The organism is Chlamydia trachomatis A/HAR-13 (assembly GCF_000012125.1).
GTDB classification, from domain to species: Bacteria; Chlamydiota; Chlamydiia; order Chlamydiales; family Chlamydiaceae; genus Chlamydia; species Chlamydia trachomatis.
Window position 1 is genome coordinate 776,221 of record NC_007429.1, and the last position, 21,460, is coordinate 797,680.

Sequence of the window (21,460 nt, forward strand, 5' to 3'; positions counted from 1 at the left end):
TGATTCGATTAGGGTAGTCGCTTAGATATTTTCACATACAGGCCGTCAATATCTAGGTTGAAGAGGCAAGTAACCATTCCTTCGTCCCCTCTCTCATCAGATTCGAATAATCAGTCGCTCTGCCTGGGGTTTTGTTGTCTTGGCCCGGATCTGGGCGATCACTTCCTTTTCAATGCTTCTATTCGCAGTATCTTGGTTATACAGAGCAAGGTGACCTCTGCGTAGATCCCAGAATAAAGGATTCCATAAAGGGTGTTTTTCGCTATCTTCAATCCACTGCATACTCATTCCTAATTGTATCCAGCTAGTGGCATCCAATGCCTCTTGCAAATCTAAACAACAAGAATGTGTCAGCATCCCCACAGAACGTAAAATGCGATTTTTTATTTCTGTAGGATTTTCTTTCACAAGCTGGTTTCTAGCCTCTTTCTCAGCAGATAAAATTTTCGACACTACTAGTCTTAATGAAGATAGGATCTGCTCTTCTGATAGCCCTAAGGAACAAATATTGGACAAGCACAAGATATCTCCTAATGATTCTTGTGATAACGGCAGTAAAGAAGAGCTAGCGAACTCACGTTGATAGGGAACTAAAAGCTCAGATAACGCATCTCCATACTTAAGAGCCGGAACATGAACAAAGGCTCGCGCTATCAGCGCCGTTCCACAACGTAGGGGATCAGCAGTTAAAAAACCAAAATCCGAAGAAAAAGCAAAAGAAAGAGACTGTTGTAAACGTATATCTAAATCAACTAGCTTTTGGAGTAATACTTCCGGCTGCCATACAAAATCTACGCCATGGATTACTAAGTGGTCACGTAGATTAATGCCTGCTAACAACGTGCCTGCCTGATTTACAATCAAAGCTTCGCCCTCCAAACAACTCCCTAAATGATATGGAAACAAATAGTGTTCTAATAAACATTCTCGTTGCCAGATGGGCAAATCTTTAAGGGGTAAAATAAAGAATTCCTCGCCTTCGATAGCTGAAAACTGTTTGGCTATAGTCTCTAACACATCACGTTTGTTTTCCTTAGAAAGACAGGGAACGAATTTGGAAACAGAAAGATTTCTAGATAAAGAGAGCGTGCAAATAGGGCGCGGCGTCTCCGTTCTCAAAGAATATTTGATCGTTGCGATAGCAGTAAGAATATGATTAGGGAGCATCGGTAGTATTCTGATTTTTTAGCTGATTAATCTGATCACGGATCTCTGCTGCCTGCTCATAGTCTTCGTGGCGCAAAGTCTCTTGTAAAGCCTCGTGTAAAGCAATAAGGCGCATAGCCGGGTTGATGATCGGTTGTTCGGAATTCCCCAAACCTCGACCAATATGAAAGTTATTTGCTTTCTCTGATGTATAGGATGAAATCGCCTGATAACGCAGGAGCCTGGATAGGATAAGGGATTTAAAAGTGCGATAGCATAGATGACAGCCTAATAGGAGCTCATCCGTATCACGGATACACCATTTCGTTTTACAATTACCACACTCTAGAATAAGTGCTTCATGAGTAGGAGAGGCTAGAATCGTCTCGCGATCATAATAGCGAGAGGGATATGGACAACTATTACACACATAACAGCGAGAAGCAATGTTTTCAGAAATTTCTGTAAAACAGATGGTGGCGGGTTGCTGACAATTATAGCAAAGAGCAGGAGACTCTTCTGTATGATCCATATCGAAAGCCGTGTAGATACAAACGAGGTACTTTCAGCAATAACAGAAAAGATAAAGGAAGGAAATCTTTTTGATGAGAAGAATAGAGAAAGAAATGGGTCTTGAAGGATTCGAACCTTCGACCCTCTCATTAAAAGTGAGATGCTCTAACCGCTGAGCTAAAGACCCGCATTTCTTTTTGTAATGACCCCAAGGGGATTCGAACCCCTGTTACCGGAATGAAAATCCGATGTCCTGGGCCAGGCTAGACGATGGGGCCAGGACGGGTCTAATGTTATCACTAAACCCTTTTTTTCTGCAACTTTTTCTGTTCTCTAACGCGTTTATTTTTAGAGAATAGGTGAGTTGCAAAGAAGCACAACTACACCGTAGCTAACTCTGCTTCTTTTTGTTTTGCAAGCTCTTCTATTTGCTTACAAAACTTATCTGTGAGCTCTTGAATTTTTTTCTCTAAGCTTTTCACAGCGTCCTCTGTTAGGCTGTCATCCTTTTTCAGCCTATCATTAAAAGTACGTCGAATATTACGAATCGCAACCTTTGCTTCTTCGCTTTTACGCTTCAGCTGCTTGATTACTTCTCGTCGGTATTCTTCCGTAGGCTCCGGTACGTTAATTCGAACCGTTGCTCCTTCAACTATAGGTTGCAGGTTCAAATTTGCTGCCAAAATCCCTTTAGAAATCGCAGAAACTGTTCCCGCATCATAGGGGGAGATTAAAAGTTGCCGCATGTCAGACACGCTAATCGATGCGATGTCTGACAGTCGCATGGTTGTCCCGTATACCTCAATAGTAACCGTTTCTACCAGCGCTGGGTGCGCTTTTCCAGTTTTGAAACCACGGGTCTCTTTCTGAAAAAACGTTAACACCCCGGCCATCTCTTTCTCCGCAGAAGCTAGTGTCATAATTGTCCTCCTTCCGCAGAAGATATCACTGTACCAACAGTATTAAAGACTGCCTCTTCTAAAGAATGTCTAGCAAAGCTAAACATCTTTATGGGGATTCCTGCTTCCATACACAAAGATATGGCAGCCGGATCGATCGCTCCCAATCCTTGGGAGAGAAAGTCTCTGTAAGAGATGTGGTCATATCTTACCGCATCAGCGCATTCACGAGGATCTTGGTCGTACACCCCATCCACATGCATAGTCGCTTTTAGTAAAATATCGACCTTTAATTCACAGGCTCGCAAAGCCGCACCTGTGTCTGTTGTTAAATATGGAGCTCCCGCTCCCATGGTGCATATAACAACTTTACCCTGGCTTAGGGCGTCAGATGCTTTCTGCGGATTATATAACTCTGCTAACTGTGGGCATGACAAAGTCGATGTCAATAAATTGGGCACATCCTCAGTGTTCAAAGCATCCGCTAACGCCATTCCATTAATTAATGTCGCTAACATTCCCATCTGATCAGCCGAAACCCGATTAATCTGCAGGCTCTGGCTTTGTGAGAGGCCGCGGAGGATATTGCCCCCACCGATTACCAGCGCAACCTCAACATCTGCATTGCGGACGACTTTTAATTCCGCAATTAACCGGGAGAGTCTTTCTTCACTAATTCTATTGCTAGAATCTCCATCAGAAAGAGCCTCTCCAGAGATCTTGAATAAAACTCGTTTCACTCGTTTTTTCATCATCTCGCCATTTGGTTATGCGCCCATTTTCCAGAAGACAAAGTGCTCAACTTTGAGTGGCTCGCCACTAGCTTTTGCAGCTCTATCAATCAGACCTTGAATTGTGACTTCAGGGTCTTTAATAAAGGCTTGTTCTAACAAACAAGCCTCTTGGAAAAAGGCCTTAAATTTCCCTTGAGTAATTTTCTCAACTACTTCTTGGAGCTTCCCTGCTACTTGGGAAGAAAATACTTCTCGTTCTCTTTCCAAAACCTCTTGAGGAACGCTGTCTTTACTTAAGAACTGCGGTTGACTTGCGACAATATGCATAGCAATGTCTTTAGCCAACGCCTCTTGATTTTCAGATCCAGAAAGGAAAACCATGGCAACAGCTTTACCATTTCCATGAGAGTAAATTCCTACGCTTTGGCCCGAGCTAACAGGTGTATAGAGAGCTCGGCTAATGCGGATATTCTCTCCAACTGTTTGCATAGTGACAGCTTTAAGCTCTTCCACAGACAAGGAAGGCTCTTGAGAAGACATTACGCGAGCCAAAGCTTCAACATCGCTAAGCTTGTGGTCAAGAAGATCGGATAACAAACCTGTAACGAATGCTCGGAAAACACTGTTGTTAGCAACAAAATCAGTTTCAACGTTGACTTCAACAAGTGCCGCACCACGTTCATCAACGAGTGCAGCAATTACGCCTTCTTTTGTTTCTCGGTGTTCTTTTTTGCCTGCAGAGGCAAGACCAAGCTTACGTAAATAAACAACAGCATCCTCTAAATTGCCCTTAGCATGCTCTAGAGCTTCTTTACATTTAGTCAGGCCTACACCTGTCTGCTGTCTTAAATTTTTCAATGTTTCCATAGAGAAGTCGCTCATTTCAATGCCTCGCAATTGTCAATATCTGCCCAGAGTAAAAAACCTTCTTTAGAAGAAGCTTCATCTTGAGCTTCACCTGTTGGAAGAGGCAACTCTTCCACAGCTTCTTCCGCAGGTCTTTCTGCAGGACGCACCGGAGATAAAATTCCGATGCCTAAACGTTTCTTCGCATCAATAACAGCATCTTTAAGCACATTGACAATTAGACGGATACTCTTCATGGAATCATCGTTACAAGGGATAACATGATTAATAGGTGTTGGATCGCAGTTTGTATCCACTAAAGCCATGACAGGAATGCCAAGTTTCCCAGCTTCCGCAACAGCAATGCGCTCATAGCCTGGATCAATTACAATCAGAAGCCCTGGGAGAGAGTTCATATGACGAACGCCTTCCAGGTTGTTGAGCAATTTGCGATGTCTTTTTGCTAATAAAGCGAGCTCTTTTTTCGTAAGACCAGAATTAGAAGCCTCAAGATCCAATTCAATTCTATTCAATGTCTTCACAGAGTTTCTAATGGTTGCCATGTTGGTCAACATGCCGCCCAACCATCTCTCCGAAGCAAAGAATTCACCGCATTCGATCGCAGCTTCTCTAATGATCTGTTTTGCTTGTTTTTTTGTTCCAACAAACAAAATAGATTTCTCTTGTCCAATAGTTGTTTGAATGCAAGCAACAGCCTTTTTCAACTGGGCCAAAGTCTTAGCCAAGTCGATGATGTAAAGACCATTTTTTTCTTCAAAAATAAAAGGCTTCATTCGGGGATTCCAGCGACTTGTCTGGTGCCCAAAATGTGCCCCGGATTCTAACAGTTCTTTTAAAGTGAGTGTGCAGGGAAATTCCAAGCTTTGTTCCTCTTTTTATGTGTTAACAAGGCATCTGAGTGATGCTCAGATTTCAGACTTGGGAGTCATATTGGGAGTAAAAGCGCCCGATCAGAATCGAACTGACACCGGTAGCTTGGAAGGCTACAGCTCTACCATTGAGCTACGGGCGCGCTCAAGTAGACCGATATAGTACTGGAAGTAAGGATTTTTATGCAATCTTCTTTTAGAGAAATTTTATTTTGGCTTGCAAAAAGATAGGAAGGAAGTCAATCGAACAAAAGTTTATAAAAAAACTGGACCCGACCGAAGCCGAGCCCAGAAACACGGATAGCGTTATTAACAAAGATAAGCTTACTAAGAAAAGATTCTAATATAATTATACAATTATTAGAATATTAGAAGCGGAATTGTGCATTTACGTGAGCTGCTCTCTCATCGATCAAGCGAGTCTCAATTGTAACTGCGTATTTATCTGCATCTACAACAGTTGTTCCTACTGCAATACCGCAAGATTTTCTAGATTTCATCTTGTTCAACTGCAAGGAAACGATTTGCATTGTATCAGCCAGTTCGTTTTCTGCGGAAGAGACCACAGTTCCTTTACCAGCGATGGTCGGGTTTAGAGTAGTGGTATCCAAGACTGGTTTAGCCAATTTAGGCTGAGCGATACGGATCGTGTCGGCATCAAAACTTACTCTAGACCATTTAACTCCAATGTAAGGAGTGAACATATTTAATCTGTAAGAAAGGGCTAAACTTGCTTGCCACTCATGGTAGTCAATAGAGGCATCCTTAGTCCCTGTCGCAGCTTCTGTTCCTGCGGTAATATCAAGTGGAAATTCCGCCCCAACATATCCTTTCGGCTTATTAATAGTAAATTCGGATGCATTACAAAGAACATTCAACTCTTCTACTTTAGGTTTAGATTGAGCATATTGGAAAGAAGCTCCTAACGTTGCACACCCACATTCCCAGAGAGCTGCACGAGCACCTACGCTCCAAGCAAAGGTAGTGTCTGTATAAAGCTCAACCACAGCTTGATTCAAAGCAGTGTTAGGAACAATATTCGCTGTATCAAAGCCAGAAGATTGTGTTTTTGTTCCGAATAATCCAACTAAGTTGAAGGAAGCGGAGTTTCCTTTTAAATAACCGGTAGTTGCTCCCAATGTACAAAATACATCAAAACGATCCCAGATATTTAATGCCATGTAAGCAGCGTTCGTAAACATTTCAGCATCTTGCATGTGTTTGCCATAAGCGGGATTTGGGCGAGCAACATTTGCTACTGGATCCTTTTCTAAGCCTGCTACATCGCTGGTAGTAGGCGCCGCTCCCATCTGAAATTCTTTATTCACATCTGTTTTCAAAACACGGTCGAAAACAAAGTCACCATAGTAACCCATACGCATGCTGATAGCGTCACACCAAGTGGTGCAAGGATCGCAAGGATCTCCGCCGAAACCTTCCCACAGAATTCCGTCGATCATAAGGCTTGGTTCAGCAGGATTCCCCACAGGCAGAGCTTGCAAGGAGGAAGCAGAACTCAAAGCGGCAAATACTAATACCGATTTCAAGAGTTTTTTCATTCTTACCTCTAAATTGTATAATTAGCTCTCTTTGTGCTCGCTATCTTTTTCTGGCGGCACTGTGTCCTAGTTAAAGCCAGACAAGATGTCCTGTAGCAATTAATGGCCTGAGGAATGTCTTGCAAGTAAAAGCAGCCTTAATCGAGAACATGTCGTTCAATGCTCGAGACCATAACAAAATTTTCTTATTCTCGTAAAGTTGATAAGAAAAACGTTCGTCCCAGGAAGAAGCCCTTAAGCGCCTCCTGATTTAGCAATAAAGCAGAGAGCCATTTTTGTATATCTTTTTATGTTTTTATGTTCTTGGTTTTTGCGAAAAAAATCGCTCTGAAACCGAGAGCAAAAGCCATGTTGGCAAGATGTTGATTGTTGAGAATGAGAGGGTTTTGAGTTAATTATAAAACAGTTCAATTTTTATGAGTTGTTAATTTCCAAAACCTAAGATTTTTGTGTTTGGAATAGCTCGAAGATGGGGGTTTGGCTAAAAGAAAAGAGGAGATTTTTGTAAGAAAATCTAAGAATTTGTTTTGATAGAAATCGTTTTTATTACTACAAAGAAAGTGTTTTTAAACGGGCTCCCAATAAAAACAGATTAAACTAACCATATATGAAAAGAAAACGACGCACCCCACTTTCTGTGCCAGAAAAGGCTAACAGACTGCTTGTGGGATTTATTATTGCTTTGTCTATCATCACTTTGCGTATATGGCATGTTGCTGTTGTGCAGCACGAGAAAAAGAAGGAAGAAGCTTACCGTCCTCAGCGTAGAAGTGTTCCTGAGCATTGTGATCGCGCAGGAGTATGTGATCGTTTTGGTAAGACGCTGGCAGAAAACGTTTTACAATATAATGTGGGGATCTCTTATCGAGCGATACGTGATATTCCGACGCGTGTTTGGCATACAGATGAGCAAGGGAATAAGAGGCTTGTTCCTGTTCGTAAGGATTACATTAAAAAATTTGTAGATTTTTTGGCTCAAGAGCTGCATATGGACCGGGATTTCGTTGAAGATACGATCCATGCCAAAGCTTCTGTATTAGGGTCTGTACCTTACATCCTTCAGGCTAATGTATCTGAGCGTACTTTTTTAAGGCTCAAGATGCTGGAGAAGGATTGGCCAGGATTGCATGTCGAATCTTCGGTTCGCAGACACTATCCTGAAGGGCGCACAGTAGCTGATTTGTTGGGGTATGTCGGACCTATTAGCGCAGAAGAACATAGAAAAATTACGAGGGAGTTAGGAAATCTCAGAGAATGCATTCGTTCTTATGAAGAGGGTGAGGATCCTAAATTTCCTGCAGGAATATCGAGCGTCGATCAAGTACGCAAGCTTTTGCATGAGTTAGAGATGCATGCCTATGGATTAAACTCCTTGATCGGCAAATTAGGTGTAGAAGCTTTTTGTGATCGTAAATTAAGAGGTTTGATAGGCAAGCGATCTATGCTGGTAGATCGAAGAGGGAATTTTATTCAGGAGATGGAAGGTTCTTCTGTTGGAAGCCCAGGTAGAAAAATCCAGTTAACGATCTCTACAGAGCTACAAGCTTTTGCTCATGAGCTCCTTGCAGAACATGAGCGAGGTGAGGTGTTTTGCGATTATCGACAGTGGCGTCAGCAACAATATTTGCCGCCTTTTTTCCCTTGGATAAAAGGCGGGGCGATTGTTGCTATGGATCCTAAGAATGGGCAAATTCTAGCGATGGCCTCTTCACCACGTTATGACAATAATGACTTTATCAATATGAAAGACTCTCCTAATCAGGAGGAGTGTCGTTCTTCTGTATTGCGATGGCTGGAAAACCTTGAGTACATCGGAGAAGTATTTGATAGACGCGTTCCTTTACGAAGAGAGCGATTGGATCCTCTCAGTGGAAAATATTTTGATGAAGAGCTCTCTTTTTCGTATCGAGCTTTTTTAGATTTTATTTTGCCAGACACTTCTAAAGTTAAGCAGATGCTATGTGAGAAAGGGTCTGTTGGGCTTTCTATTTATCTGCAAGGAACGATCGAGCAGCTTTTGGAAATGTTTGAGTGTGAAGAAAAAGAGTGTGGTCTCGTTTTTGATGTTCTATTCCCTAAAGAGAATGGGCATGAGATTATCGGAGAGATCACATCTCTTAAACGACAGAAACAGTTTAAAGCTATCCTTGCTGAAAGAGAAGAAGAGGTACAAGCTTTTCGCGAGCGTCTTGGCTCTATTTTTGCAGATCTATCTGCCAACTACGATAAAATTCTATTTCTGGATCTATTGCGTACGGCAGTAGATCCAGAAAAAATCTCTATCTCTTTATTAGCAGAAATTGGCCATATGTCTGTCTTGGATTTTGTAAATTATCAAGGGCATTTCATTGCTTTGCGGAAATCATTTGCTAAACTGATGGAGAATGCATTTATCGATCATGATTTTACCGCTTGGCGTGAAGAGCATTTCACACAGTTTATTAAGCAGAAACGCGATGAGGAGTTGGAGAGGAAACAACAATACCCAACCCCTTATGTGGATTATTTAGTAGAAGAGCGGTCTCGGCAATATGCTCTTTTTTGCCGAGAGCATATGGATTCTTTTATTACTTTTTTATTGTCAGAGATAGAGCCTCCTCTTGGTAATCCCTATTATCAGGAGATTGCTTGTTGGCGCCAAGAACTACGTTCTGGCGCTTACCCTGCTTTAGAATGGCGAGAGCATTACGATTTTTTACATAAGCATTTGTCGCAGACCTCTTATGATTTATGCGAACTGTTTGCAGCTTTTCGAGAGTTTTCTGAGCTTAAGCGTCCTCTATATGGACAATATCCACTAACACTGACGCGGAACATAGAGCAAATAGAGCAGGATCTGATCGCTTCTTTTTACCCATTGTATGGTTATGGGCATCTATCTGCTCATGCTTTCGGTCAAGCAGCGACTTTAGGGTCTATTTTTAAGTTAGTATCTGCTTATTCCGTTCTTGTGCAGCATCTTTCTGACCAAGAAGATTTATCTAAGTTATTGGTGATCGTAGATAAGCAATCTCTGGGGCTGCGTTCTGGGAAGCCTCATGTTGGATTTTTTAAAGACGGCTCTCCTATTGCTTCTTTCTTTAAAGGAGGGATTCTGCCTGGGAATGATTATTCTGGGAGAGGATATATCGATCTGATCGCAGCTTTGGAGATGTCTAGCAATCCCTATTTTTCTCTTCTCGTTAGTGAATATCTTTCTGATCCTGAAGATTTATGCGAGGCAGCTAAACTCTTCGGTTTTGGAGAAAAAACAGGGATAGGACTTCCTGGAGAATATGCTGGAAGAGTGCCTATCGATGTCGCATATAACCGTTCGGGGTTATATGCGACTGCTATTGGGCAACATACATTAGTGGTGACTCCTTTACAAACCGCAGTGATGATGGCGACGTTAGTTAATGGAGGGATTGTTTATCAGCCGAGTTTGATACAAGGTGAGTGGTATCAAGGAAGTTTTTCTCCAGAACAAGCTAAGAAGAAAAGAGAAATTTTCTTGCCAGATTCGATCGTCGATCTATTTAAGAGAGGTATGCATAACGTGATTTGGGGTCAATACGGGACGACGCGGTTCATGCGTCAACGGTTTGCTCCTGAACGATTGGCTCGTATTATTGGCAAAACGAGCACAGCAGAAGTGATTGCGCGAGTAGGGTTAGATCGTGAGCGAGGACGCATGAAATTGAAAGACGTGTGGTTCGCTGCGGTAGGATATGAAGATGAAGCGTTATCTCATCCGGATATTGTTGTTGTTGTGTACTTACGGCTAGGAGAGTTTGGAAGGGATGCTGCGCCTATGGCAGTGCGTATAATAGAGAAATGGGAAGAGATTCGTAAAAAATCTTTCAGCTAATTCGTGATTGGCACGGTTTTTGCTCCTGTAAAAGGTAAGGTATTACTTTGACAGGGAACGACTATGGAAGAGGCGGAAAAGCATTTAGCGAAAGAGTTTTTGTGTTCAGGCATTAATTTATTTTTGAGTGGTGAGTACGAGCAAGCAGAAGAGAGATTGAAAGAGTCCTTAGAGTTAGACTCGGAAGCTGGGCTAGCCTATTGTTATCTGGGGATTATTGCGTTAGAAACAGGACGTACAGCTGAGGCTTTGGTTTGGTGTAAGCAAGGGTTAGAAGCTGAGCCTGGAGACAGCTATTTACGTTATTGTTATGGCGTGGCTTTAGATAAAGCCGATCGCTTAGAAGAAGCGATCGGGCATTATCAAGTGTATACAGAGTTACATCCTGAAGATATAGAATGTTTATTTAGTTTAGGGAGTGCATATCATCGTTTATTGCGTTATGAAGAAGCGATTGCTTGTTTTGATCGCATTACGCAGTTGGATCCATGGAATCCTCAAGGTCTATACAATAAAGCAGTCGTTTTATCAGATATGGAGGATGAGGAAGGCGCCATTGATTTATTAGAATCTACGGTGAAAAGAAACCCTCTATATTGGAAAGCTTGGGTTAAATTAGGTTATTTACTTTCTAGAAATAAGATTTGGGATCGTGCAACGGAAGCATATGAGCGTGTTGTGCAGTTGCGTCCTGATTTGTCAGATGGGCATTACAATCTTGGGTTATGTTATTTAACGCTAGATAAAACGCGATTAGCATTGAAAGCGTTTCAAGAATCTTTGCTGTTAAATGCAGAAGATGCGGATGCGCATTTTTATATAGGATTAGCTCATATGGATCTTAAGCAAAATGAGCAGGCATATGATGCATTTTATCGAGCTCTAGGGATCAATTTAGATCACGAACGTTCGCACTATTTATTGGGATATTTACATCATATGCAAGGCGAGTCGGAAAAAGCAGAAAAGGAACTTTCTTTTTTGGTTGCTAAAGAATCTGTGTTTGCTCCTTTGTTACAAAAAACCGTAAGCAGCTCGGTTTTTCTGGGTAAAAAGGAGACATTATTTTGAATAAGCGAACCCTTTTTTGCTTAGCAATACTCTCTCTGACTGTCTAGCGATTTTTTGATTTTTTATTTGTTTGTGTTGTAGAAAAATTCCATTTTTTTTACGATCCGTAGCCAACAAGTTTTTTTCTTAAGGGCTGTTTGACAGTCCTTTCCTTGGGTCTAGGGAGAGACATCCTCTTTCCCTAGGCTGTCTTTCTTTTTTTTTCAAGAAGGTGTTCGAAAAAAATATCTCGAATTGCAGTTCAGGATTTGTTTTGCCTTTTTTGAGACAGAGGAGATAATAGGCTCTTTTCTCACGAGCTCCACTCCAAATAGAGTGGCATCCTGATGAAAGAGGAGGATCATGGACGCACCGGTAGATAAATTTCTGCAGCAGCAGGAATATCCCTATGGATTTGTTACTCCGATACAGTCGGAAGGGTTAGCGCCAGGTATTAGTGAAGAACATATAGAGCAATTGGTTCATTTACGCGGCGAGCCTAAATTTTTATTAGATTTCCGGTTAAAAGCGTTTCGTTTTTGGCAAAAGATGGAAGAACCTACATGGGCTCGCCTGCGCTATCCACCTATCGCCTATGATGACATCGTCTATTTTTCGGCCCCTAAAACAAAGAAACCCCTAGGGAAATTAGAAGACGCAGATCCAGAAATTTTAGAGACATTTAAAAAATTAGGCATCCCTATTGATGAGCAAAAAAGACTTCTCAATGTGCAGGATGTTGCTATGGATTTAGTGTTTGATTCCGTTTCCATAGGGACGACTTTCAAAAAAACTTTGGAAGATGCTGGAGTCATTTTCTGTTCATTTCGGGAGGCAATCCACAATTATCCTGATTTAGTGAAGCGCTATTTAGGATCCGTAGTGCCAGCTCGGGATAATTTCTTCGCGGCATTAAATTCTGCAGTGTTTAGTGACGGGTCGTTCGTGTATATCCCTAAGGGAGTTTGCTGTCCGATGGAGATATCTACATATTTTAGAATCAATGATAAAGAGTCCGGGCAATTTGAGCGGACGCTTATCATTGCGGAAGATGACTCCTATGTCAGTTATTTAGAAGGATGTACAGCACCTTCTTTCTCTTCGCATCAACTGCATGCCGCTGTTGTTGAGCTGGTAGCACATAACCGTTCGGTTATCCGCTACTCAACCGTACAAAATTGGTATCCTGGAGATCGTAAGACGGGGAAGGGAGGCATTTATAATTTTGTTACCAAACGGGGATTATGTGCAGGAGAGCATTCTAAAATTTCCTGGTCTCAGGTGGAAGTCGGTGCTGCGATTACTTGGAAATATCCGAGCTGTATTCTAAAGGGAGAGAACAGCGTAGGGGAGTTCTATTCTATAGCACTAACTAATGGGAAGATGCAGGCGGATACAGGAACAAAAATGTTACATATTGGGAAAGGCTCTTCATCAACCATTGTTTCTAAGGGAATTTCTGCAGAAGAATCTCACAATACTTTCCGTAGTTTGGTTTCAATTTCTTCTCAGGCAGTGGGAAGTTGTAATTACACGCAGTGCGACTCTATGCTTGTTGGAGAGCACTGCGGGGCTTATACGGATCCACAAATTGTTGTAAACAATGGAAAGAGTTGCGTGGAACATGAAGCTGCAACTTCTAAATTACGAGAAGATCAGTTGTTTTATCTTCGTAGTCGAGGATTCAATACGGAAGAAGCGGTTAGTTTAGTGGTACATGGTTTCTGTAGGGAGGTTATAGAGCTATTACCTCTAGAGTTTGCTCGGGAAGCAACCAAGTTATTAATGATTAAGTTAGAAAATAGTGTAGGCTAGAAATGCTTCATCTATGTGATGTACATGTATGTTGTGAAGAAAAAAAGATCTTAGAAGGGCTATCTTTATCCATTCATCCTGGCGAGCTACATATTATTATGGGGCCAAACGGCGCAGGGAAATCCACTTTAGCTAAGGTGCTATCTGGAGATGAGAGTGTTGAGGTGTCTTCTGGGACAATGACGTTGGCTGGGCAGGATTTACTGGAGCTGTCTCCAGAAGAGAGAGCTCATGCAGGGATGTTTATTAGTTTTCAACATCCTCTGGAAATTCCTGGGGTGAACAACCGTATTTTCTTAAAAGAAGCTTGTAATGCCTGCCGAAAGGCACGCAATCAAGCAGTTTTAGATGATGCTGCTTTTGAAGAGCTGCTTACGGATCTAGAAGAGGTATATGGATTCCCGGGATTTCATTTTTTTTCTAATAGGAATGTGAATGAAGGATTCTCCGGAGGAGAGAAAAAGAAAAATGAACTTTGGCAGATGTTGGCTTTGGAACCTAAGATGGTGGTTCTGGATGAACCCGATTCAGGTCTTGATGTCGATGCTTTGAAAGGGATTTGTTCTGTTTTACAACGCTATCGTCAACAGCATCCTGAGACCGCTTTTTGTATCGTAACGCATAATCCTAGGTTAGGTGATCTCCTGCAGCCAGACCATGTACATATTCTTTTGAATGGACGCGTTGTCTTTTCCGGAGACATGCATCTTATGGAAGAGCTAGAAAGGAAGAGTTATCAAGAATTATTAGATGTCGTTACCCAGGAGTAAACTATGTGGGGGACTCATCAGCAGAGACAGATTCATCCCGATACACTACTGGCAGACGTTACACGCTCTGTATGGCGTCAGTATCAACGCGATCACGTATTTCGAGAAGCTTGCTCCTGGTTGAAGGAAATGACACAAGAAGATTCTTGGATCTATTGTGTAGGAGGATGTGAGATAGGAGCCATTTCTTCTGAAGAGAGAGCCGCAACTTGTGTATTTGTAAATGGATGTTTTGCGCCTTCTTTATCTGTATTGCCTGCAGAAATCATCGTGGCCCCTTTACGCGAAGCACGCGCTTTTTTTCAGAAGCGCGATGAGGACGATGTTGTAGAAGAGTTGCATTCTTTACTTCGTGGAGAAGAAGGGACAGTTATCTATATTCCTGAAGGTACAGAACTGCAAACACCTTTATTTGTACAGCATCACTACGTCTGTAGCGAGGAAGAAAATAAGAAGACGGTGAGCGCCCCCTATATAGTTTTTGTTTTAGGGAAGGGAGCTGCCATTTCGATTGAAATGGGAATGTCTGCCCTACCGGATAACGTATATCTTTTGGGAAAAACGCTCTGTTTCCTAGGCGAGGAAGCAGAGCTTGTTTTGACCATGAAGCCGCTTCCTAAAGGGACAGAAAGAATCATATGGGCTCATCATGTAGAAGTCGAACGGAGGGGGGCTTGCGCATTGATCCAAGACATGCGTTCAATGGGGAAAGGCTGGTTCCGGAATAGCTTTTTCTTGAAAGGAGAAACTGCTCATGGAGAATCTCTAGTTAAGGTATTAGGTGGAGATTTTCTAGGTGTGCATAACACGATGCATCATGATGACCGAGAGACTACTTCGCGTCAAAATATTCGCTCCATCTTAGAAGAGGGGAGCTTCTCCTTTGAGGGAGGCATCTATATTAGTCCTCGCGGGACGCTATCTAATGCTTATCAGAAGCACGATACCCTCTTATTAAGTAATCGAGCTTCTGCATCCACATTTCCTCGGTTGGAGATTCTCACTGACGATGTTAAAGCTTCGCATGGAGCCACTGTGGGCTCTTTAAATGCGCACCTTTTGACCTATCTTCGATCTCGAGGATTTAGTTTAATAGAAGCCAAACAGGCTCTACAAAAGAGCTTTTTGACATTAGATATAGAGAAACCGTATTTTCCAAAACTGCAGAAACAGGATCTTTACCATGTATAATGTGAAAAAAGACTTCCCTATTTTTAAGAATCAGGGGGATCCTTATGTTTATTTGGATTCTGCAGCTACGACACATAAGCCTCAGTGTGTGATTGACTCTATAGTGGATTACTATAGCTCTTCATATGCGACTGTGAACCGAGCTCTTTACACGGCGTCTCATGATATCACCTTTGCACATTGGCAAGTGCGTTCAAAAGTAGGTTCATGGATCGGAGCGCAATATGACCAAGAAATCATTTTTACCAGGGGAACTACATCTTCATTGAACTTACTCGCTATTGCAGCTAACGATAGTTGGTTAGCTGGAGGGACGGTTGTGATTTCTGAAGCGGAGCACCATGCTAATCTCGTATCATGGGAACTCGCTTGTCAACGTTCCGGAGCTACCATAAAAAAAGTGCGTGTGGATGATGAAGGGATGGTAGATTGTAGCCATCTCGAGCAACTATTAAAACAAGGCGTACAGCTGGTAAGCTTAGCTCATGTGAGTAATGTATCGGGGGCAGTTCTTCCTTTGCCGGAAATTGCTCATTTAGTGCACCGTTACGAGGCTTTATTTGCTGTAGACGGAGCTCAAGGAGTTGGGAAAGGGCCTCTTAATCTTTCTGAATGGGGCGTAGATTTCTATGCCTTTTCTGGTCATAAGCTGTATGCTCCTACTGGAATTGGTGTTCTATACGGCAAAAAAGAACTTTTGGAATCGCTTCCTCCTGTTGAAGGAGGAGGCGATATGGTGATCGTATATGATTTTGAAGAGCTGTCGTATCAAGAACCTCCGTTGCGTTTTGAGGCGGGGACTCCGCATATTGCAGGAGTATTAGGATTAGGTGCGGCGATTGATTATTTGCAGGCTCTTCCTTTTTCGATAACAGATCGTTTAACAGAGCTTACTCATTTCTTATACGAGCAGCTACTTACAGTTCCAGGTATTCAGATCATTGGCCCTAAACAGGGAGCTGCACGAGGTTCTCTGTGTAGTATCAGTATTCCTGGTGTGCAAGCTTCGGATTTAGGTTTTTTGTTAGACGGGAGAGGGATTTCTGTACGTTCTGGGCATCAGTGTTCACAGCCAGCTATGGTGCGTTGGGATTTAGGACATGTTCTGCGAGCTTCTTTGGGAATCTATAATGAGCAGCAAGATATTCTTCTTTTCGTAGAAGCTTTGAAAGATATTTTACGAGCATATCGTTCGTAATACGCTTCTGTTGTCAAGAGAGATGCGGAGTGGGCATCTCTTGATTTGCATTATAAGATTTTGTATCTTGAGTTTTTGTATTCTGGGGACGGTCTGTAGAATACAACGAATTGGGCTGAGAATTAGGAAAATATTGTGAGTAGATTACCTAGCGAAGATACACTTTTAGAAGTGAATATAGAGGACATCCGGGTCAGCCCTTTTCAACCTCGACGTACATTTCTTGAGGAAGATTTAAAAGAATTAGTTCTTTCTATCAAGACGGTAGGACTGATTCATCCTCCTGTAGTTAGGGAGATCCGTAATGGGGATAAGGTCCTGTATTATGAGTTAATAGCAGGTGAGCGTCGCTGGCGCGCCTTGCAATTAGCAGGATATAAAACGGTCCCTGTTGTTTTGAAGCAGGTGCTAGCTGATGATATGGCAGCAGAGGCGACTTTAATAGAAAATATCCAAAGGGTAAACCTAAACCCTTTAGAAATGGCGGAAGCTTTTCGACGTTTGATTGTTGTTTTTGGTCTTACTCAAGATAAGGTTGCTAAAAAAGTTGGGAAGAAGCGTTCGACAGTAGCTAATTATCTACGTTTATTCTCTCTTCCTCAAGAGGTCCAAGAAAAAATGAACTCTGGAGAGATCTCTTTAGGGCATGCCAAAGTCATCTTATCGTTGGAAGATGAAAATCTTAGACAGATTCTGAGTCAGAAAATTATCTCCTGCAAGTTAGCAGTACGCGAGGCAGAGATGGAGGCTAAACGTCTAGTGAAAGGTAAAGGAGCTTCTTTGAAAGAAGCCAGTTCTTCACAACCTTCTTCTCGACTAGGGTTTTGTCAAGAACGGTTAGCAACAACCTTTGGCTATCCTGTAACGGTAAAGCCTCAGGGAAGACGCATATGCGTATCATTTTTTGTAGAAGGAGAGGAAGCGTTAGAAGCTTTGGAAAAAGCTTTAACAACATCTTCTTCTGAAGCTATCTTAACTTAAAGGAACCTGCACGTCTCGGCGGTCCTCGGGAAATTCAGGTAATTGTGAATGGAGCAGCATTCGTGTGTAGGAATGCTGCGGATTACAAAAGATTTCTTCTGTAGCTCCAGTTTCTACGATTTGCCCTTTATACATGATAATGAGTTCCGAACAAAATGAGCGGACGACAGCAAGATCATGGGAAATAAATAAGTAGGTGAGTCGCGCTTGTTGCTGTAACGAAGTTAGCATGTTCAGAATCTGTGCTTGCATAGATAGATCTAAAGCAGAGACAATTTCATCACAGATAATCAGTTGTGGGGCTCCTAACAAAGCTCTAGCAATAGAGATGCGTTGTAGCTGTCCCCCGGATAACTGGTGTGGGTAAGAATAAAGGTAATCTGTAGAGAGCCCCACCAGAGATAAAGCTTTTTCTACTGTAGCACCAAGTTCTTCTTTAGAAACTAAACGATGATAGAGTAGGGAATGACTTACCGTGTCGAAAATGGTTTTACGCGGATTTAAGGATGAGCGGGGATTCTGAAACACCATCCGCACCTGAGAACTAAGATATTGCCTTCCTTTTTTATTATGTAGAGGGATGGCCTTGTCATTGAGTATTAGGTGGCCAGAAGTTAATGGAATGAGCCCTGCAAGCCCTAGAGCTAACGTAGTTTTTCCGGATCCCGATTCTCCTATGAGCCCAATAATTTTATGTCTAGGAAGGCTAAAGGACACCTGATTTAAAGGCGTAGTCGCCACTTTTTTCTTCTGAAACCAGAAAGATCGCTTGTAATAATGTTTAGTCAAGCGGCTTGCTTGAAGGAGAAGAGGATTATTCATGTAACCAGCACCTCACACGATGATGATCATTTAAAGATAGGGAGTCCGGGGATTTTTCAAAGCAAATAGGCTGAGCTTTACGGCAACGAGGAGAATAGCAACAGCCCTTAGGAAGGCTTGTGTAATGAGGAGGCTGTCCTGCAATAGGAACAAAGGTCTGCTGTCTATATTGTGAAGGACGAGAAGCTAAGAGATCTTCTGTATAAGGATGGGCAGGAGAATGAAAGATCTCTTGGACAGAAGAATATTCTGCCATACGGCCTGCGTACAAAACAAAGACATCGTCAGCCATTTCGGCAACGACTCCCATGTCATGAGTAATGATTAAAAGACTCATCCCAGTTTTTTTTTGTAATGTTTTAAGCAGTTGTAGAATTTGATACTGCACAGAAACATCTAAAGCCGTTGTGGGTTCGTCTGCTATTAATAAGTCTGGAGAGGTCAGCAAGGTCATAGCGATAGCCATGCGCTGAAGCATTCCTCCAGATAACTCGTGAGGATACAATTTAATGCAACGCTCAGAATCTTGGAATCCTGTTTCTCGCAATACAGCTAACATTTGCTCATGAGCCATTTTATTCGAGATTCCTAAGTGTGTGCGAATGACTTCATGGAATTGTTGTTCAATAGTAAAAACAGGATCAAAGGAAGCAAGAGGATTCTGAAAAATCATAGAGATTTTTGATCCAAACAGGACTTTCGCATTTGTATTCTTACGATCGAGGAGATTCTCTTTATTAAAAAGAGCTTCTCCTGAAAGAGAAAAGTTCTCTTCCGGGAGAAGCTGCATAAGAGATTGTGCTGTAATGGATTTCCCTGACCCTGACTCCCCAATAATAGCCAGAGTTTGGCCTGGGAAAACATCAAAGGACAAAGAGTCCACAGCTAGAAATGATACACGATTTCTATTTAGAGATACAGAAAGATTTTTAACTTGCAGAAGCGGCTGAGCACACATAGCTATGTATCTCCTACTATTTGAAGGGGACCTCGAGCGTGAAAAATCTTAGAAAAAAACAAAAAGTTTTGGTTCTTAGTACATTCTAGATTGCAAATATATATATGAAGGAGGTATATTTTGGGAGCATTTTTCTCAAAGACCTTTAAGAAAGGCTTATATGCAAGTCCTAGCAAGTTTATTCGGTCAATCTCCTTTTGCTCCATTACAAGCACATTTAGAATTAGTTTCTTCGACTATCAATGTTCTTTTCCCACTTTTCAGCGCTCTTAAAGAAAGCGATTATGAAAGGGTTGGGGTGTTGGCTCAGCTCGTTTCTTCAAAAGAACGGCAAGCTGATGGTGTGAAAAACGATGTAAGAAGACACTTGGCTTCGGGGGTATTTCTTCCTGTATCGCGCGCAGCGCTGTTGGAGATCATTTCGATACAAGATTCCTTAGCAGATTGTGCTGAGGATATCGCAATTTTGTTGACAGTGAAAGAGCTGCAGTTTTATCCAGAATTTGAGGAGTTGTTCTTCGAGTTTCTGCAAAAGACTGTGCAATCTTTCGAAGCTGTTGCGAAAACTATACGAGAGATGGATCGCCTTTTGGAATCTTCTTTCAGTGGAAATCGGGCAGACAAAACTCGTGTTTTAGTGAGTGAAGTATCTAACCTTGAACATGAGTGCGATTTATTGCAGAGGGAATTAATGAAGGTATTCTTCTCTGACGATTTTGCTATAGGGACAAAAGGATTTGTTCTCTGGATGCAGATTATTAAGGGGATATCGGGGATATCTAATAATTCCGAGAAACTAGCTTATCGAGTGAGTATGACGCTAGAAGAGAAATAGGCATGTGGTTGCTGCTGGTTTGTGTAGTTGTAGGCGGATTCTACACAGCTTGGAACATAGGCGCTAATGATGTAGCGAATGCTGTGGGACCAAGTGTAGGAGCCGGTGCGCTAACTCTAAAGCAAGCCGTTCTTATTGCAGCCGTCTTTGAATTTCTTGGAGCAGTATTGTTAGGAGATCGAGTTATCGGCACCATAGAAAGTGGGCTGGTAGCTCCTTCCGGTCATGTGTTGTCATCCCAAGACTATGTCTTTGGGATGACTGCAGCGCTTCTTGCCACTGGCGTGTGGTTGCAGATCGCTTCTTTCTGTGGATGGCCAGTGTCGACAACGCATGCTATTGTAGGCGCAGTGTTGGGCTTCGGTATCATCCTTAAAGAGGATGCGGTTATCTACTGGAATTCTTGTGGCCGAGTGTTTGTCAGCTGGTTAGCATCTCCCATTATTGGAGGATACTTTGCTTTCCTCATCTTCTCTTTTATTCGGAAAGCTATCCTATATAAAAAGGATCCCGTCTCTGCTATGGTGCGTATCGCGCCATTTTTATCGGCGATCATTATTTTTGCATTAGGACTAGTCCTTATCCTGAGTGGTGCAGTTGCTCCCGTTATTTCCTTTTCTCCAGCGTTGCGTATTGTTTGCGGTTTATCTCTTTTTGCTTTTTTCTTCACGATATGGGGAATACGCTTCTTTAAACTTGCGATTCTTCCTCAGGAAGTTCTTCCTGGAACATTATTAGATCGGTTGTTATCCAAAAGCACCGATTATGGGCGTAAGTATCTTATAGTTGAACGCATTTTTGCTTACTTACAGATGATCATTGCATGCTTTATGTCTTTTGCGCATGGATCCAATGATGTTGCTAATGCGGTCGCTCCTGTTGCAGGTATTTACCGGACACTCTATCCCCAAAGTTATTCTTCAAAAGTTCTCTTAGTGTTTATGTCTTTGGGAGGACTAGGTTTAGTTTGCGGATTAGCAACATGGGGCTGGCGTGTGATTGATACTATCGGGAAAAAAATTACAGAATTGACTCCATCACGAGGCTTTTCCGTAGGAATGAGTTCCGCTATCACTATAGCGGCCGCTTCCTCCTTAGGATTCCCTATATCTACTACGCATGTTGTTGTAGGATCGGTATTGGGGATTGGGTTCGCAAGAGGTTTACGAGCCATTAATTTGCGGATCATTAAAGATATTGTGCTTTCGTGGTTTATTACAGTTCCTGCTGGAGCGGCGCTTTCTATCGTATTTTTTTTGTTACTGCGCGCACTATTTTGTTAAGCGCAACTCTCTATATGCAGACTAAAAATGTTTTGTCTGAGCGATTCTTCATGTGGCACTGAGATAAAGGCTTGAGTTTTCCTTTGCTTAGGCCTATAAGAAAATTTAGGTTAAGGATCA

The 21,460-nt window shown here is 42.2% G+C and carries 18 protein-coding genes and 3 tRNA genes; 9 read left to right on the top strand and 12 right to left on the bottom strand.

The annotated features are described in order from the left end of the window. Positions 1-96: 96 nt before the first annotated feature. The 10 genes from CTA_RS03660 to CTA_RS03705 all read right to left on the bottom strand — a co-directional run bounded on the left by CTA_RS03660 (position 97) and on the right by CTA_RS03705 (position 6,587). Positions 97-1,167 (bottom strand): protein arginine kinase, encoded by a 1,071-nt coding sequence (locus CTA_RS03660; protein WP_011324817.1) that lies wholly within the window; start codon positions 1,165-1,167, stop codon positions 97-99. Continuing rightward, the gene (locus CTA_RS03665) at positions 1,157-1,678 is read right to left on the bottom strand and encodes a UvrB/UvrC motif-containing protein (RefSeq protein ID WP_011324818.1); all 522 of its coding nucleotides are present in this window, start codon (positions 1,676-1,678) and stop codon (positions 1,157-1,159) included. The genes CTA_RS03660 and CTA_RS03665 overlap by 11 nt, the downstream gene beginning before the upstream one ends. Before the next feature lie 95 nt (positions 1,679-1,773). Continuing rightward, a tRNA-Lys gene (locus CTA_RS03670) sits at positions 1,774-1,846 on the bottom strand. A gap of 16 nt (positions 1,847-1,862) precedes the next feature. Further along, positions 1,863-1,937 (bottom strand) — tRNA-Glu (locus CTA_RS03675). 102 nt (positions 1,938-2,039) lie between these two features. After that, on the bottom strand, positions 2,040-2,579 hold the full coding sequence (gene frr / locus CTA_RS03680; protein ID WP_011324819.1) for a ribosome recycling factor: 540 nt from the start codon (positions 2,577-2,579) through the stop codon (positions 2,040-2,042). Next, complete coding sequence (pyrH, locus tag CTA_RS03685) at positions 2,576-3,313, bottom strand: UMP kinase (protein ID WP_011324820.1); 738 nt, start codon at positions 3,311-3,313, stop codon at positions 2,576-2,578. Before pyrH ends, frr begins: the two co-directional genes overlap by 4 nt. Before the next feature lie 12 nt (positions 3,314-3,325). Then, positions 3,326-4,174: a translation elongation factor Ts gene (tsf, locus tag CTA_RS03690; protein ID WP_011324821.1), complete on the bottom strand. Its 849-nt coding sequence runs from the start codon at positions 4,172-4,174 to the stop codon at positions 3,326-3,328. Continuing rightward, positions 4,171-5,019: a 30S ribosomal protein S2 gene (gene rpsB / locus CTA_RS03695; protein ID WP_011324822.1), complete on the bottom strand. Its 849-nt coding sequence runs from the start codon at positions 5,017-5,019 to the stop codon at positions 4,171-4,173. The genes tsf and rpsB overlap by 4 nt, the downstream gene beginning before the upstream one ends. A gap of 81 nt (positions 5,020-5,100) precedes the next feature. Continuing rightward, positions 5,101-5,171: transfer RNA gene (locus CTA_RS03700), tRNA-Gly, on the bottom strand. A gap of 225 nt (positions 5,172-5,396) precedes the next feature. Then, on the bottom strand, positions 5,397-6,587 hold the full coding sequence (locus CTA_RS03705) for a major outer membrane protein (protein ID WP_011324823.1): 1,191 nt from the start codon (positions 6,585-6,587) through the stop codon (positions 5,397-5,399). A 607-nt stretch (positions 6,588-7,194) separates the two neighbouring features. On the opposite strand from CTA_RS03705, the gene CTA_RS03710 reads away from it, so the two are divergent. The 7 genes from CTA_RS03710 to CTA_RS03740 all read left to right on the top strand — a co-directional run bounded on the left by CTA_RS03710 (position 7,195) and on the right by CTA_RS03740 (position 17,442). Next, on the top strand, positions 7,195-10,437 hold the full coding sequence (locus CTA_RS03710; RefSeq protein ID WP_011324824.1) for a penicillin-binding transpeptidase domain-containing protein: 3,243 nt from the start codon (positions 7,195-7,197) through the stop codon (positions 10,435-10,437). A 63-nt stretch (positions 10,438-10,500) separates the two neighbouring features. Continuing rightward, positions 10,501-11,508 (top strand): tetratricopeptide repeat protein, encoded by a 1,008-nt coding sequence (locus CTA_RS03715; protein ID WP_009872056.1) that lies wholly within the window; start codon positions 10,501-10,503, stop codon positions 11,506-11,508. Between the two features lie 342 nt (positions 11,509-11,850). Continuing rightward, a complete protein-coding gene (sufB, locus tag CTA_RS03720) occupies positions 11,851-13,302 on the top strand; it encodes a Fe-S cluster assembly protein SufB (protein ID WP_011324825.1) in 1,452 nt (483 codons plus the stop codon). A 2-nt stretch (positions 13,303-13,304) separates the two neighbouring features. Beyond that, positions 13,305-14,072, top strand: coding sequence for a Fe-S cluster assembly ATPase SufC (gene sufC, locus CTA_RS03725; protein ID WP_011324826.1), 768 nt, complete (start codon positions 13,305-13,307; stop codon positions 14,070-14,072). Between the two features lie 3 nt (positions 14,073-14,075). After that, positions 14,076-15,263 carry a SufD family Fe-S cluster assembly protein gene (locus CTA_RS03730; protein WP_011324827.1) on the top strand — a complete coding sequence of 396 codons (1,188 nt, stop codon included), beginning with the start codon at positions 14,076-14,078 and terminating at the stop codon, positions 15,261-15,263. Next, positions 15,256-16,461 (top strand): cysteine desulfurase, encoded by a 1,206-nt coding sequence (locus CTA_RS03735; RefSeq protein WP_009872062.1) that lies wholly within the window; start codon positions 15,256-15,258, stop codon positions 16,459-16,461. Before CTA_RS03730 ends, CTA_RS03735 begins: the two co-directional genes overlap by 8 nt. A gap of 135 nt (positions 16,462-16,596) precedes the next feature. After that, positions 16,597-17,442: a ParB/RepB/Spo0J family partition protein gene (locus tag CTA_RS03740; RefSeq protein ID WP_011324828.1), complete on the top strand. Its 846-nt coding sequence runs from the start codon at positions 16,597-16,599 to the stop codon at positions 17,440-17,442. On the opposite strand, the gene CTA_RS03745 is transcribed toward CTA_RS03740, so the two are convergent. After that, positions 17,434-18,264, bottom strand: coding sequence for an ABC transporter ATP-binding protein (locus tag CTA_RS03745; RefSeq protein WP_011324829.1), 831 nt, complete (start codon positions 18,262-18,264; stop codon positions 17,434-17,436). The genes CTA_RS03740 and CTA_RS03745 overlap by 9 nt on opposite strands. Next, complete coding sequence (locus CTA_RS03750; protein WP_011324830.1) at positions 18,257-19,222, bottom strand: ABC transporter ATP-binding protein; 966 nt, start codon at positions 19,220-19,222, stop codon at positions 18,257-18,259. Before CTA_RS03750 ends, CTA_RS03745 begins: the two co-directional genes overlap by 8 nt. A gap of 160 nt (positions 19,223-19,382) precedes the next feature. On the opposite strand from CTA_RS03750, the gene CTA_RS03755 reads away from it, so the two are divergent. Together CTA_RS03755 and CTA_RS03760 are read left to right on the top strand one after the other, a co-directional pair. Continuing rightward, a complete protein-coding gene (locus CTA_RS03755; RefSeq protein ID WP_011324831.1) occupies positions 19,383-20,057 on the top strand; it encodes a TIGR00153 family protein in 675 nt (224 codons plus the stop codon). Between the two features lie 2 nt (positions 20,058-20,059). After that, a complete protein-coding gene (locus CTA_RS03760) occupies positions 20,060-21,340 on the top strand; it encodes an inorganic phosphate transporter (protein ID WP_011324832.1) in 1,281 nt (426 codons plus the stop codon). Positions 21,341-21,460: the final 120 nt, after the last annotated feature.

Excerpts from the sequence above, each read along its gene's own strand:
- pyrH (WP_011324820.1), bottom strand. The coding sequence starts at position 3,313 with ATGATGAAAAAACGAGTGAAACGAGTTTTATTCAAGATCTCTGGAGAG.
- tsf (WP_011324821.1), bottom strand. The coding sequence starts at position 4,174 with ATGAGCGACTTCTCTATGGAAACATTGAAAAATTTAAGACAGCAGACA.
- CTA_RS03760 (WP_011324832.1), top strand. The coding sequence starts at position 20,060 with ATGTGGTTGCTGCTGGTTTGTGTAGTTGTAGGCGGATTCTACACAGCT.
- CTA_RS03665 (WP_011324818.1), bottom strand. The coding sequence starts at position 1,678 with ATGGATCATACAGAAGAGTCTCCTGCTCTTTGCTATAATTGTCAGCAA.
- CTA_RS03660 (WP_011324817.1), bottom strand. The coding sequence starts at position 1,167 with ATGCTCCCTAATCATATTCTTACTGCTATCGCAACGATCAAATATTCT.
- CTA_RS03755 (WP_011324831.1), top strand. The coding sequence starts at position 19,383 with ATGCAAGTCCTAGCAAGTTTATTCGGTCAATCTCCTTTTGCTCCATTA.
- CTA_RS03705 (WP_011324823.1), bottom strand. The coding sequence starts at position 6,587 with ATGAAAAAACTCTTGAAATCGGTATTAGTATTTGCCGCTTTGAGTTCT.
- CTA_RS03730 (WP_011324827.1), top strand. The coding sequence starts at position 14,076 with ATGTGGGGGACTCATCAGCAGAGACAGATTCATCCCGATACACTACTG.
- sufC (WP_011324826.1), top strand. The coding sequence starts at position 13,305 with ATGCTTCATCTATGTGATGTACATGTATGTTGTGAAGAAAAAAAGATC.
- CTA_RS03710 (WP_011324824.1), top strand. The coding sequence starts at position 7,195 with ATGAAAAGAAAACGACGCACCCCACTTTCTGTGCCAGAAAAGGCTAAC.
- CTA_RS03745 (WP_011324829.1), bottom strand. The coding sequence starts at position 18,264 with ATGAATAATCCTCTTCTCCTTCAAGCAAGCCGCTTGACTAAACATTAT.
- CTA_RS03750 (WP_011324830.1), bottom strand. The coding sequence starts at position 19,222 with ATGTGTGCTCAGCCGCTTCTGCAAGTTAAAAATCTTTCTGTATCTCTA.
- CTA_RS03715 (WP_009872056.1), top strand. The coding sequence starts at position 10,501 with ATGGAAGAGGCGGAAAAGCATTTAGCGAAAGAGTTTTTGTGTTCAGGC.
- CTA_RS03735 (WP_009872062.1), top strand. The coding sequence starts at position 15,256 with ATGTATAATGTGAAAAAAGACTTCCCTATTTTTAAGAATCAGGGGGAT.
- frr (WP_011324819.1), bottom strand. The coding sequence starts at position 2,579 with ATGACACTAGCTTCTGCGGAGAAAGAGATGGCCGGGGTGTTAACGTTT.
- sufB (WP_011324825.1), top strand. The coding sequence starts at position 11,851 with ATGGACGCACCGGTAGATAAATTTCTGCAGCAGCAGGAATATCCCTAT.